The organism is Pseudomonas putida (assembly GCF_009883635.2).
GTDB classification, from domain to species: Bacteria; Pseudomonadota; Gammaproteobacteria; order Pseudomonadales; family Pseudomonadaceae; genus Aquipseudomonas; species Aquipseudomonas putida_W.
This window is the reverse complement of the sequence record NZ_CP026115.2, coordinates 2,212,763-2,224,884: the sequence shown is the minus strand read 5'-3', so window position 1 is coordinate 2,224,884 and position 12,122 is coordinate 2,212,763. Positions and strand designations below refer to the sequence as shown.

General features: G+C 61.9%; 12 protein-coding genes. 4 read left to right on the top strand and 8 right to left on the bottom strand.

From position 1 onward, the window contains the following. Positions 1–5 precede the first annotated feature (5 nt). From C2H86_RS10165 to gpmI, 3 genes are all read right to left on the bottom strand, one after another. Complete coding sequence (locus tag C2H86_RS10165; RefSeq protein WP_159412449.1) at positions 6–1,340, bottom strand: S41 family peptidase; 1,335 nt, start codon at positions 1,338–1,340, stop codon at positions 6–8. 78 nt (positions 1,341–1,418) lie between these two features. Next, entirely contained in the window at positions 1,419–2,714 is a 1,296-nt protein-coding gene (locus tag C2H86_RS10160) for a murein hydrolase activator EnvC family protein (protein WP_159412448.1), read from the bottom strand. 143 nt (positions 2,715–2,857) lie between these two features. Further along, the gene (gene gpmI / locus C2H86_RS10155) at positions 2,858–4,393 is read right to left on the bottom strand and encodes a 2,3-bisphosphoglycerate-independent phosphoglycerate mutase (RefSeq protein ID WP_159412447.1); all 1,536 of its coding nucleotides are present in this window, start codon (positions 4,391–4,393) and stop codon (positions 2,858–2,860) included. A gap of 206 nt (positions 4,394–4,599) precedes the next feature. Between gpmI and C2H86_RS10150 the strand changes: the two genes are divergently transcribed. Genes C2H86_RS10150 through secB form a run of 3 tightly spaced genes read left to right on the top strand, consistent with a single transcriptional unit; the run spans position 4,600 to position 5,795 of the window. After that, positions 4,600–5,013 (top strand): rhodanese-like domain-containing protein, encoded by a 414-nt coding sequence (locus tag C2H86_RS10150; RefSeq protein ID WP_159412446.1) that lies wholly within the window; start codon positions 4,600–4,602, stop codon positions 5,011–5,013. A 1-nt stretch (position 5,014) separates the two neighbouring features. Then, positions 5,015–5,269, top strand: coding sequence for a glutaredoxin 3 (grxC, locus tag C2H86_RS10145; RefSeq protein ID WP_003249204.1), 255 nt, complete (start codon positions 5,015–5,017; stop codon positions 5,267–5,269). Between the two features lie 40 nt (positions 5,270–5,309). Next, positions 5,310–5,795 carry a protein-export chaperone SecB gene (gene secB / locus C2H86_RS10140; protein WP_060480433.1) on the top strand — a complete coding sequence of 162 codons (486 nt, stop codon included), beginning with the start codon at positions 5,310–5,312 and terminating at the stop codon, positions 5,793–5,795. Positions 5,796–5,875: 80 nt separating this feature from the next. Here secB and trmL read toward each other — a convergent pair whose 3' ends face one another. Further along, positions 5,876–6,337 carry a tRNA (uridine(34)/cytosine(34)/5-carboxymethylaminomethyluridine(34)-2'-O)-methyltransferase TrmL gene (gene trmL, locus C2H86_RS10135; RefSeq protein ID WP_054884254.1) on the bottom strand — a complete coding sequence of 154 codons (462 nt, stop codon included), beginning with the start codon at positions 6,335–6,337 and terminating at the stop codon, positions 5,876–5,878. Between trmL and C2H86_RS10130 the strand changes: the two genes are divergently transcribed. Continuing rightward, positions 6,336–6,773, top strand: a complete 438-nt coding sequence (locus C2H86_RS10130; RefSeq protein ID WP_159412445.1) for a hypothetical protein — start codon at positions 6,336–6,338, stop codon at positions 6,771–6,773. The genes trmL and C2H86_RS10130 overlap by 2 nt on opposite strands. A 300-nt stretch (positions 6,774–7,073) precedes the next feature. On the opposite strand, the gene ntrC is transcribed toward C2H86_RS10130, so the two are convergent. The 4 genes from ntrC to glnA all read right to left on the bottom strand — a co-directional run bounded on the left by ntrC (position 7,074) and on the right by glnA (position 11,953). Next, complete coding sequence (gene ntrC, locus C2H86_RS10125; protein ID WP_054884256.1) at positions 7,074–8,510, bottom strand: nitrogen regulation protein NR(I); 1,437 nt, start codon at positions 8,508–8,510, stop codon at positions 7,074–7,076. Continuing rightward, complete coding sequence (gene glnL / locus C2H86_RS10120) at positions 8,507–9,592, bottom strand: nitrogen regulation protein NR(II) (RefSeq protein WP_159412444.1); 1,086 nt, start codon at positions 9,590–9,592, stop codon at positions 8,507–8,509. Before glnL ends, ntrC begins: the two co-directional genes overlap by 4 nt. Positions 9,593–9,857: 265 nt before the next feature. Continuing rightward, positions 9,858–10,394, bottom strand: coding sequence for a chorismate mutase (locus tag C2H86_RS10115; protein WP_159412443.1), 537 nt, complete (start codon positions 10,392–10,394; stop codon positions 9,858–9,860). 152 nt (positions 10,395–10,546) lie between these two features. Further along, on the bottom strand, positions 10,547–11,953 hold the full coding sequence (gene glnA / locus C2H86_RS10110) for a type I glutamate--ammonia ligase (RefSeq protein WP_103446036.1): 1,407 nt from the start codon (positions 11,951–11,953) through the stop codon (positions 10,547–10,549). Between the last annotated feature and the right edge of the window lie 169 nt (positions 11,954–12,122).

Below are 12,122 nucleotides of genomic sequence, written 5' to 3'. Positions count from 1 at the left end.
GTGGATCAGTCGCCCTTGGTGATGTTCAGGCCCTTGAGCAGGCTCAGGGCCTGGCTCAGCTGGTAGTCACTGTCCTGCGGGCGCTCCTGGCGCTTGCTGCTGCCGGTCGGTCGGTCGGCGCCGCCGTTGCCGTTGCCCAGGTGGCCCTGCAGGTCGGCTTCCTTGAAGGTGTCGTTGTCGCTGGCATCGGCGGTCAGCTTGGCCGGGCGCACTTCGATGTCGGGGACGATGCCCTGGGCCTGGATCGAGCGGCCGTTGGGCGTGTAGTACAGCGCGGTGGTGAGCTTCAGCGCACGGTCGTTGGCCAGTGGCAGCACAGTCTGTACCGAGCCCTTGCCGAAGCTGTCGGTGCCCATCAGCACGGCACGCTTCTGGTCCTGCAGGGCGCCAGCGACGATTTCCGAGGCCGAGGCACTGCCGCCATTGATCAACACCACCAGCGGCACGCCTTCGCTGGCGTCGGCCGGGTCGGCATTGAAGCGCAGCTCGGAGTTGGCGATGCGGCCCTTGGTGTAGACGATCAGGCCCTTGGTCAGGAAGTGGTCGGCAACTTCCACTGCCGACTGCAGCACGCCACCGGGGTTGTTGCGCAGGTCGAGGATTACCCCGCGCAGCTTCTTGCCGTTGTCCTTGCGCAGTTTGGCCAGGGCCTTGCCGACTTCGTCGCCGGTCTTGACCTGGAACTGGGTGATGCGAATGTAGCCATAGCCGCTCTCCAGCAGCTGACTCTTCACGCTCTTGACCTGGATCACCGCACGGGCAAGGGTCACGTCGAACGGATTGCCGCCGTCGCGCACCAGGGTCAGGGTAATCTTCTCGCCAATCTTGCCGCGCATCTTGTCGACCGCTTCGGTCATGGTCTGGCCACGGGTGGGTGCGCCGTTGATCTTGACGATCAGGTCACCGGCCTGCACGCCGGCACGCGAGGCGGGGGTGTCGTCGATCGGCGACACCACCTTGATGTTGCCGTCCTCCTGGCCCACTTCGATGCCGAGGCCGCCGAATTCACCGCTGGTGCTTTCCTGCAGCTCCTGGAAGTCCTCAGGGCCGAGGTAGGCCGAGTGTGGGTCAAGGTTGCTGAGCATGCCCTTGATGGCGTTTTCCAGCAGGGTCTTGTCGTCCACGGGTTCGACGTAGGCGGCCTTGATGCGGTCCATGACCTCGGCGAAGGTGCGCAGCTCTTCCAGCGGCAGCGGTGCCTTGGCGGTCACCTCGGTGGCTGGCACTGCAGCAGGCTTGGCTGGCGAGGCTTTCGCCGGCTCCGCGGCGCTGGCCAGGGGCGCACCGATCGCCAGGGCGATGGTCAGGGCCAGCTGGGTGAGGCGAGGCGAATGCAGCATGTCGAACGAACTCCTGATCCTGTAAACGCTCCCTGCGGAGCATCGGCGGGGCGCTTGGCGCCATGCCGTATGTATGTGTCAGCCGCGGCACCACTGCGAAGGGTCGGTCGGCCGGCCCTGCTGGCGGATGGCGAAGTACAAGCCTGCGCTGTCCTGGCCACCACTGTCGCCAACGGTGGAGATGGCTTCGCCGGCCTTGACGATGTCGCCGGCGCTCTTGAGCAGGCTCTGGTTGTGGCCGTACAGGCTCAGGTAACCATTACCATGGTCGAGAATGACCAGAAGTCCAGCGCCACGCAACCAGTCGGCAAACACCACGCGCCCGCCGTGCACCGCGCGTACCTGGGTGCCGGGGCTGGCGCTGATCATCACGCCGTCCCACTTGGCCCGGGCATCGCTGCCGCGGGCATCACCGAAGCGTGCCAGCAATCGACCATTGACCGGCCAGGGAAGTTTTCCCCGTGCAGCAGAAAATGCACCGCCATAGCTGGCGCCGTCACTGGAAACCAGCGGACCGAGGGTGGTGCGGGCCTTTTTCGGCGGCTCGGCATCTTCCTTATCCGCGCGGGCGGCCAAGGCCTCCTGCTGGCGGCGCTTCTCGGCTTCCTGCTGGGCGAGCAGGGCTTTCTTGCGTGCTTCTTCGGCTTCGCGGGCCTGGCGGGCCAGGGTTTCCTCGATGGTCTTGAGCACCTTGGCCAGGTCGGCCTGGTCCTGTTGGCGGGCCTGCAGCTTCTGGTCGCCGTCTTTCACGTCGCTGTTGAGCTTGGCCAGTACCTGCTGGCGCTTGCCGCGCTCGGCGTCCAGCGCCTGGCGGCGGGTGTCGAGGTCGGCGCGCTGGGCCAGCAGCTGTTCCTGCTCGCGGGAAATGTTCTGTTCGACACTGGCCAGCTGGCGCAGGGTCTCGTTGAACGCCTTGAGCTGGTCGAGGCGCGCTTTGCTCAGGTAGTCGTAATAGGACAGGGTGCGAGCGAATTTCTCAGGGTTCTGCTGGTTGAGCAGCAGCTTGAGGTATTCCTCGCGGCCGTTGTTCTGGTAGGCCGAACGGGCCTGAATGGCTATCAGCCGTTGTTGTTCAACGCGGGCGCTCTGGAGTTTTTTTTTCTCGGTATCAAGGCGCTCCAGCTCGCCCTCGGTCTTTTTTAGTTCTTGTTGCAGGGCCTCCACCTGCTTCTCCAGGTTACCGATGTCGGTCTCGGTGGCCTTGAGGTCTTTTTGCACGCCGGCCTTTTCTTCCTGGAGCTTGCCCAGCGTCTTCTTGAGCTCGGCAATGTCCTGGCGGGTGGCGTCCAGTTGCTGCTGGGTCTGTGCGCGCTCATCGGCGAAGGCCGGACTGAGCAGGCAGGACAGGGCTAGTAGAATCAGGGCGCGTAGCATGGGGTTTGGCGTACCGGGGATGGAGACTGGCCTAGTATGGAGTAGCTGCAAGCGCCAAGCTACAAGCGGCAAGAAAAAGCGAGCAATGGCAGGCCTCTTCTTGCAGCTTGCAGCTTGCAGCTTGCAGCTTGCAGCTTGCAGCTTTAAGCGTCGACCAGGATCGAAGTACCGGTCATTTCTGCCGGCTTTTCCAGGCCCAGCAGTTTCAGCATGGTCGGCGCCACGTCCGCCAGCACGCCGCCTTCGCGCACTTGCACCTTGCGCTTGCCGACATAGATGAACGGCACCGGCTCGCTGGTGTGCGCCGTGTGCGCCTGGCCGGTGCAGGCGTCTTCCATCTGCTCGACGTTGCCGTGGTCGGCAGTGATCAGTGCTTCGCCGTCGACCTTTTCCAGCGCCTCGACGATGCGTCCGACACAGGTATCCAGGGCTTCGACTGCTTTGACGGCAGCCTCGAACACGCCGGTGTGGCCAACCATGTCGCCGTTGGCGTAGTTGACCACGATCACGTCAAAACGCTGCTGCTCGATGGCTTCGACGATGCGGTCGGTCACTTCAGGGGCGTTCATCTCGGGCTGCAGGTCGTACGTGGCGACCTTTGGCGACGGTATCAGGATGCGCTCTTCGCCTTCGAACGGCTCTTCACGGCCACCGGAGAAGAAGAACGTGACGTGCGCATACTTTTCGGTTTCGGCGATGCGCAGCTGGGTCTTGCCGTTTTTCGCCAGGTACTCGCCCAGTACGTTGTTCAGGCTGGACGGGGCGTAGGCTGCCGGCGCGGCGATTTTTGCCGAGTACTGGGTCAGGCCGATGTAGGCGGCCATCTTCGGCAGGCGTGCACGCGGGAACTCGTTGAAGTCCGGCTCGACGAAGGCGCGCGACAGCTCGCGGGCGCGGTCGGCGCGGAAGTTCATGAAGATCACGGCATCGCCGTCTTCGACCTTGACCGCCTCGCCAATGCGCGTGGCCTTGACGAATTCGTCGTTCTCCTCGCGGGCGTAGGCGGCTTCCAGGCCTGCCAAGGCGGTGTCGGCGGTGTAGTCGGCAACGCTGTCGACGATCAGGTTGTAGGCGGCGCTGACGCGGTCCCAGCGGTTGTCGCGGTCCATCGCGAAGTAGCGGCCGATCAGGCTGGCGATCCGGCCCTTGCCGAGCTTGGCGAAGGTCTTGTCGAGCAGTTCGATCGACGATTGCGCGCTGCGTGGCGGGGTGTCACGGCCATCGAGGAAGGCGTGCAGGTAGATCTTCTCGGCACCGCGCTGCGCGGCCAGTTCGGCCATGGCGACCAGGTGGTCCTGATGGCTGTGCACGCCACCGTCGGACAGCAGGCCGAGGATGTGCACAGCCTTGCCGGCGCTTGCAGCCTTGTCCACGGCGCCGGTGAGCACCGGGTTCTGGAAGAACTCGCCATCACGGATGGCCTTGGTCACCCGGGTGAAGTCCTGGTAGACGACGCGACCCGCGCCGAGGTTCATGTGACCGACTTCGGAGTTGCCCATCTGCCCGTCCGGCAGGCCGACATCCATCCCTGATCCGGAAATCAGGCCGTGCGGCTGGGTAGCGCGCAGGCGGTCATAGACCGGTGTATTGGCGGCATAGATGGCGTTGTATTCGGGGCTTTCGCTGTGGCCGAATCCATCCAGGATGATCAGGACCAGGGGTTTGGGCGTACTCGTCATCAATCAAACTCACGGTTGTTCAAAGATGATAAAGACACGCATTTTAGGGCAAATGCGCCATCAACGGCGAATAATCGTCCCGTCGCCCGACCGGCGCGGTCAACCCGGTAACATGAAGGTACCTTTACAGCCGGCCCTTCGGGCTTTGGTGGTACTGGGGGGCTGTGTATACTGGCCGGCATTTTCAATCGCCTGGAACACCGCTGATGGTTGCTCACCTGATTCAATTCGCGACAGATCACTACATCCTGGTGGCGATCTTCGTGGTTCTGCTGGTTGCACTGCTCGTCAATGAACTGCGCCGTGGCGGCCAGAGCCTGAGCAACGGCCAACTGACCGCGCTGGTCAATGCCGACAAGGCACTGGTCATCGACATTCGTCCTTCCAAGGAATACTCCGCCGGCCACATCGTCGGTGCGCTGAACATCCCGCAGGACAAGATCGCCAGCCGCATGACCGAGCTCGAGAAGCACAAAGAGAAGACCCTGATCGTCGTCGACGCGATGGGCCAGCAGTCCGGCGCGGTCTGCGGTGAGCTGATCAAGGCCGGTTACACTGCCGCCAAACTGAGCGGTGGCGTTTCCAGCTGGAAAGCCGATAACCTGCCCCTGGTGAAGTGATATGAAGCCCGTCATCGTCTATTCCAGCGACTACTGCCCCTACTGCATGCGCGCCAAGTACCTGCTCGAGAGCAAGGGCGTGGCCTTCGAGGAAATCAAGGTCGACGGCAAGCCGCAGGTTCGCGCCGAGATGAGCCAGAAGGCCGGCCGTACTTCGGTGCCGCAGATCTGGATCGGCAGCACCCACGTCGGCGGATGCGATGACCTCTATGCCCTGGAGCGCGCCGGCAAGCTCGACGCGCTGCTGGCGGCCTGATTTGCACTGCATTCAAAAACATTAGGATTAAGGATCTGCCATGACTGACCAACAGACCAACGGCGCTGCTGCAGAAGACAACAGCCCTCAGTTCTCCATGCAGCGCATCTACGTGCGCGACCTGTCGTTCGAGGCCCCGAAAAGCCCGCAGATCTTCCGTCAGACCTGGGAGCCAAGCGTTGCCCTGGACCTGAACACCAAGCAGAAGGCCCTGGAAGGCGACTTCCACGAAGTGGTACTGACCCTGTCGGTGACCGTCAAGAACGGCGACGAAGTAGCCTTCATCGCTGAAGTTCAGCAGGCCGGCATCTTCCTGATCAAGAACCTCGACGCTTCCTCGATGAGCCACACCCTCGGCGCGTTCTGCCCGAACATCCTGTTCCCGTACGCCCGTGAAACCCTGGACAGCCTGGTGACCCGCGGTTCGTTCCCGGCCCTGATGCTGTCGCCGGTCAACTTCGATGCCCTGTACGCGCAAGAGCTGCAGCGCATGCAGGAAACTGGCGAAACGCCGACCGTGCAGTAATTCTGCCGGTAACAAAAAAGCGCCTCTCGGGGCGCTTTTTTGTTACCTGTACTGTCGTCTTCGCGGGTACAGGCTCGCGATCAGCTCCCGGCAAACCCGTTCTGCCGCCAGGCTTCATAGACGGTAACCGCCACGGTATTGGACAGGTTCAGGCTGCGACACCCTGGCCGCATCGGCAGGCGCAGGCGTTGCTCGGCCGGCAGGCTGTCCAGCACTTCGGCCGGCAGGCCGCGGCTCTCTGGCCCGAACAGAAACGCGTCACCGGGCTGATAAGCCACTTCATGGAACGGGTGCGAGCCCTTGGTGGTGAAGGCGAACAACCGTGGATTGCCCAGGCTTTCCAGGCATCCGGCCAGGCTTTCGTGGCGCTTGAGCGTGGCATACTCGTGGTAATCCAGCCCGGCACGGCGCAGGCGCTTGTCGTCCAGTTCGAAGCTGATCGGTTCGATCAGGTGCAGGGCGCACCCGCTGTTGGCGCAGAGGCGGATGATGTTGCCGGTATTCGGCGGAATTTCTGGTTGAAAAAGGATGACGTGAAACATGCACGGCTCCAAACGTGAAGATGACGAGCATTCTACCCCCGAACCCGACCTGCGTTCGAAGGCCTGGCCGCGCATGCTGCTTTCCCTGGCGCTGTTCGGCATTTTGGTGGGCCTGATGATCGGCCGTTTGACTGCCCCCGATGAGCATGTGCTGGAACAGGTCGAGGTGGTGCAGGATGGCTTGGACCTGTGGTTCAACGAAGAGCCCAAGCTGCATGGTGAAAACGTTGAAGGCACCGTTGCGCTGTTGTTCGAGGCCGAGGGCAAGGCGCAGCGTGGTCAATTGGACCTGCAGGGCAAGCCGGTCGGCTGGCGATTGCAGAAAAGCGATAAGGGGCTGTTGCTGACGGTAATTGCTGCGCGTCCCCTGCACGGCGAATGGGCCGGTGCAGAGGACGCTGGGCGTTGGCGGGTGCAGGTGAAGCTGCACGAATAAAAGAGGGGATATCTCGGCCTGCCTGTACCAAGGTCCCCGAAAGCGGCGTTACTGCAAATAAAAGAGGGGTTACCCGGCCTGCCTGTACCAGGGCCCCCGAAACTGGATATGTATTAACTATTGCAGGGGGCGTGCCAGTTTTGCATGGCCATGGAAACATGGGGTTTCAGGGCGATTAGGCCGAATTTTGAGGGGTTTTGTGCCTTCGTGAGGTGCATCGGGCACAGCATCGGTGCACTGGAAGGCAGAAATGACTGGGGCCGCAAATGCGGCCCCAGAGTTTTCACGGGTTAACAGGGATCAGTGGTCCTCGCCCTCATCATCATCCCCGCCATCGACATTCATCCCCAGCTCCTTGATTTTGCGGGTCAGGGTATTACGCCCCCAGCCCAGCAGCACTGCTGCATCCCGCCGGCGCCCGGCAGTGTGTTTGAGCGCGGTCTCGATCATGATTCGTTCGAAGCTGGGCACTGCGCTGTCGAGCAGGTTCGACTGCCCGCGCGCCAGAGCCTGATCCGCCCACTGGCGCAGCGCCTGTTCCCAGTTGGTCACTGGCGCTGCGTCCTGCGGCAGGTTCAGCAGCTCCGGCGGCAGGTCGCCGATCAGCACTTCGCGACTCGAGGCCATCACCGTGATCCAGCGGCAGGTATTCTCCAGCTGGCGCACGTTGCCTGGCCACGGCAGGTTGCGGATGAATTCTTCGGTTTCCGGCTTGAGCAGCTTCGGCTCTACGGCAAGTTCCTGGGCGGCACGGCCGAGGAAATGCCGGGCCAGCGCCGGAATGTCCTCGCGGCGGTCGGCCAGGCGTGGGATATGGATGCGGATCACGTTGAGGCGGTGGAACAAGTCCTCCCGGAACTTGCCGGCCGTCACCAGCGATTCCAGATTCTGGTGGGTCGCCGCAATGATGCGTACATCAACCTTTACCGGCACGTGGCCGCCAACGCGATAGAACTCGCCATCGGCCAGCACCCGCAGCAGGCGGGTCTGGGTATCGGCGGGCATGTCGCCGATCTCGTCGAGGAACAAGGTACCGCCGTCGGCCTGCTCGAAGCGGCCGCGGCGCAGGTTGGCCGCGCCGGTGAAGGCGCCTTTCTCGTGGCCGAACAGCTCCGACTCCATCAGGTCCTTGGGGATGGCCGCCATGTTCAGGGCGATGAACGGCGATGCGGCACGCGGGCTGTGACGGTGCAGGGCGTGTGCCACCAGTTCTTTACCGGTACCGGATTCGCCGTTGATCAGTACCGTGATGTTGGAGTGGCTCAGGCGGCCGATAGCGCGGAACACCTCCTGCATCGCTGGCGCTTCGCCGATGATTTCCGGGGTGCGGGCCAAGGCCTGCGGCACATCGAGGCCTTGCTGCTCCTGGGCGTGCTGATTGGCACGCTTGACCAGGGACACCGCTTCGTCGACGTCGAACGGCTTGGGCAGGTACTCGAAAGCACCCCCCTGGTAGGACGCCACGGCGCTGTCCAGATCGGAATGGGCGGTCATGATGATGACCGGCAGGCGTGGATGCTGTTCGCGGATCTGCGCCAGCAGGTCTAGGCCGCTGGCGCCGGGCATGCGAATGTCGGAAATGATCACATCAGGCTGCTGGCGGGCCAGGCGGCCCATGACACCATCGGCGCTGTCGAAGCTCTGGGTGGTCATGCCTTCCTGTTGCAGGGCTTTTTCCAGGACCCAGCGGATGGAGCGATCATCATCGACGATCCATACGGTTTCACTTCGGCTCATGAGGCGGTGGCTCCTTGTTCCAGGGGCAGGAAGATCGAGAAGGCGGTGTGCCCTGCGTGGCTTTCACACTCGATCAGGCCCTGGTGCTGGCTGATGATGTTCTGGGTAATGGCCAGGCCGAGCCCGGTACCGTCCGGGCGCCCGCTGACCATGGGATAAAAAAGCGTGTCCTGCAATTCCGCAGGGATGCCTGGGCCGTTGTCGATGATCTCGATACGCGCCGCCAGGCGATGGCGCACATGGCCGATGGTGAACTGGCGCACGGCACGGCTGCGCAGGGTGATGCGACCCAGGCGCAACTCGTGCTGCGAACTGATCGCCTGCATCGCGTTGCGCACGATGTTCAGTACGGCCTGGATCATCTGCTCGCGGTCGATCAGCACATCCGGCAGGCTTGGGTCGTAGTCGCGCACCAACGTGATGCATCCCTGACTTTCGGCTTCGACCAGGCTGCAGACCCGCTCCAGTACTTCGTGGATGTTGGTCATGGCCAGCGACGGCAGCTTGTTCGAGCCGAGCATGCGGTCGACCAGGTTGCGCAGGCGGTCGGCCTCTTCGATGATCACGTTGGTGTAGTCGCGCAGCCCCTCTTCGGGCAATTCGCGAGCCAGCAGCTGCGCGGCACCACGAATACCGCCAAGCGGGTTCTTGATCTCGTGGGCCAGGCCGCGCACCAGCATCTTGGTGGTTTCCTGCTTGCTCAGCTGGGCTTCTTCCTTGGTGATGCGCAGCAAGCGATCACGCGGGTGCACTTCCAACAGCAGCAAGGTATTGCCCTGATGCAGGATCGGAGTCACGGCATAGTCGACGGTGATGGCCTGCCCGGTCAGCGAGGTCAGTTGCGCTTCACGCTTGGTGAACGGGTGCGCCTGTTCCACGGCCTGGCGCAGCGAGTTGAGCGCCTCGGTCGATTCAGTGAACAGCTCACTGATGAACTGCCCATGACTGCGCTGGCCGCTGACGGCCAGGAGCATTTCCGCAGCCGGGTTCATGTACTCCAGGCGCAGTTCGCTGTTGAGCAGGAGCGTGGCGGTGGTCAGGTTGTCCAGAAGCAGACGGTGCTGTGCATCGCTGATGGTCATAAGGCGTCGTTGACCTCTTTTGGCGCTTGTCAGGCAGGGCACGGCCATGGCCGGGCAGTCGGTGGATCCGCGGATGCCAGTCTCTGCACAGGAAAATGCAAGAAACAAACCAAGGCTCCGAAAAGAAGCGGAATCGCCTGATAAAGACCTGGAATTGCGCTTATTCGGACCAGATTGCCCTGGTTTATCGTTTCAAGTGACCCGTTTTGGGCTGCAAATCGAAGCGTTCGGTGCGCTTATGCACCAATATAGAGCATTGCTGAGGTCAGCGTTTTACACACAAATGTGCGGTTGCGCGGACCAGGGCCATGTGCCGCAGCGGGTCGCTGGCATGACCGGCCAGGGCGTCGGTCAACTGGCGAGAGCAGTCGTCAAGCGGCTTGCGGTCCAGGTTGCCCAGTTCGAACAGCAATGTTGCCTGGAGCATGTCCAGGCGCGGGCGCAGTTCATCTGCGAGGTTCCGAGCTTGCTGAGGGGGCCGCTTCCCCAGTGCAGTCCAGCGGTCGATCAAGCCGTACTGGACGATTTTGTTGGCTTCGATCTGGTCGGCAAAAAAGGCCGCTGCCCGTTCGGGAGTCAGGTCGTAATCATGCGCTGCAGCTTGAACCTGCTGCAGAACCTCTTGTTCTCGCAGGGGGGCCTCGACTGGCACGCCATTGTCCCATTTGTGCACGGCTACGGCGTAGGCCAGGTCCAGGCGCTGGCCTATTGCCGCGAGCAAAGGCTTGAGTTCAGGTTGTGAGGGGGAGCTGCAGCCGAAAAGAGGTAAGACGAAGCACAGCACGAAGGGCAGGGGGCGCATGGCAATCTCCTTATTGTCGGAGATTTGATTGTGCGCAGTCAGGTAAGTCTTGCTTGTAGGGAGTATCTGAAAGCGATGAGCGTAAAACAAAAAACGGCCTTCAGAAGAAGGCCGTTTTCGGTGATTCTGATTGGCGCCAGGCGCCAATCGGATCAGCAGCTGTAGTACAGCTCATATTCCAGCGGGTGCACGAAGGTGCGGACCTTGATTTCCTCTTCGCTCTTCAGCTCGATGAAGGCATCGATGAAGTCGTCGGAGAACACGCCGCCCTTGGTCAGGAACGCACGGCCTTTATCCAGCTCTTCCAGAGCCTCTTTCAGGCTGCCGCAAACTTGCGGGATGTCCTTGGCTTCTTCAGGCGGCAGGTCGTACAGGTTCTTGTCGGCAGCATCGCCTGGGTGGATCTTGTTCTGGATGCCGTCCAGGCCGGCCATCAGCAGGGCCGCGAACGCCAGGTACGGGTTGGCCGATGGGTCCGGGAAGCGTGCTTCGATACGGCGGGCTTTCGGGCTGCCGACGTAAGGAATACGGATCGAGGCGGAACGGTTGCGAGCCGAGTAAGCCAGCATTACCGGGGCTTCGAAGCCTGGGACCAGACGCTTGTACGAGTTGGTCGACGGGTTGGTGAAGCCGTTCAGGGCCTTACCGTGCTTGATGATACCGCCGATGAAGTACAGGGCGGTGTCGGACAGGCCGGCATAGCCTTCACCGGAGAAGGTGTTCTTGCCGTCTTTCCAGATCGACATGTGCACGTGCATGCCCGAACCGTTGTCGCCGTACAGTGGCTTCGGCATGAAGGTAGCGGTGCGGCCGTAAGCGTCGGCAACGTTGTGCACGACGTATTTCAGGGCCTGTACTTCGTCAGCTTTCTTCACCAGGGTGTTGAACTTGACGCCGATTTCGTTCTGGCCGGCAGTCGCCACTTCGTGGTGGTGAACTTCAACGGTCTGGCCCATTTCTTCCAGAGCGTTGCACATGGCGGTACGGATTTCGTGGTCGTGGTCGAACGGCGGAACCGGGAAGTAGCCGCCTTTCACGCCTGGACGGTGGCCTTTGTTGCCGCCTTCCACGTCAGCATCAGACATCCACGAGCCTTGCTCGGAGAAGATCTTGAACATCGAACCGGAGATGTCGGACTTGAACTTCACTTCGTCGAAGATGAAGAATTCTGGCTCTGGGCCAGCGAAGACGGTGTCACCGATGCCGGTGCTCTTCAGGTACTCTTCGGCGCGCTTGGCGATCGCACGTGGGTCGCGATCGTAGCCCTGCATGCTCGATGGGTCGACGATGTCGCAGGTGATGATCAGGGTTGGTTCTTCGGTGAACGGGTCCAGAACGGCGGTCTCGTCGACCGGCATCAGGATCATGTCGGAAGCTTCGATGCCTTTCCAGCCAGCGATGGAGGAGCCGTCGAACATCTTGCCGACTTCGAAGAAGTCTTCGTCCAGGCCATCACGCGCCGGCATGGTCACGTGATGCTGTACGCCCTTGGTGTCCGTGAAACGCAGATCAATCCACTTGACGTCATGATCTTTGATGAGTTGAACCGACTTCGACATGTTGTCCTCCGGAGGGTCTAGAGCGCGGTGGGCCGCTGCTCTGGAAAAAGGGTGTTGCCGGGCGCGGATAGTCGGCCAAGCTTACCTGCCTCACAAGGGAGCAAATTGCATGCCAGTGCCCGAAAATGGCGAGGGCGAGATAAAAAGGGGCGTTTGCGGGCATTTGCTG

Coding starts and splice junctions, on each gene's coding strand:
- trmL (WP_054884254.1), bottom strand. CDS start 6,337: ATGTTTCACGTCATCCTTTTTCAACCAGAAATTCCGCCGAATACCGGC.
- C2H86_RS10115 (WP_159412443.1), bottom strand. CDS start 10,394: ATGCGCCCCCTGCCCTTCGTGCTGTGCTTCGTCTTACCTCTTTTCGGC.
- grxC (WP_003249204.1), top strand. CDS start 5,015: ATGAAGCCCGTCATCGTCTATTCCAGCGACTACTGCCCCTACTGCATG.
- secB (WP_060480433.1), top strand. CDS start 5,310: ATGACTGACCAACAGACCAACGGCGCTGCTGCAGAAGACAACAGCCCT.
- C2H86_RS10130 (WP_159412445.1), top strand. CDS start 6,336: ATGCACGGCTCCAAACGTGAAGATGACGAGCATTCTACCCCCGAACCC.
- ntrC (WP_054884256.1), bottom strand. CDS start 8,510: ATGAGCCGAAGTGAAACCGTATGGATCGTCGATGATGATCGCTCCATC.
- glnL (WP_159412444.1), bottom strand. CDS start 9,592: ATGACCATCAGCGATGCACAGCACCGTCTGCTTCTGGACAACCTGACC.
- glnA (WP_103446036.1), bottom strand. CDS start 11,953: ATGTCGAAGTCGGTTCAACTCATCAAAGATCATGACGTCAAGTGGATT.
- gpmI (WP_159412447.1), bottom strand. CDS start 4,393: ATGACGAGTACGCCCAAACCCCTGGTCCTGATCATCCTGGATGGATTC.
- C2H86_RS10150 (WP_159412446.1), top strand. CDS start 4,600: ATGGTTGCTCACCTGATTCAATTCGCGACAGATCACTACATCCTGGTG.
- C2H86_RS10165 (WP_159412449.1), bottom strand. CDS start 1,340: ATGCTGCATTCGCCTCGCCTCACCCAGCTGGCCCTGACCATCGCCCTG.
- C2H86_RS10160 (WP_159412448.1), bottom strand. CDS start 2,714: ATGCTACGCGCCCTGATTCTACTAGCCCTGTCCTGCCTGCTCAGTCCG.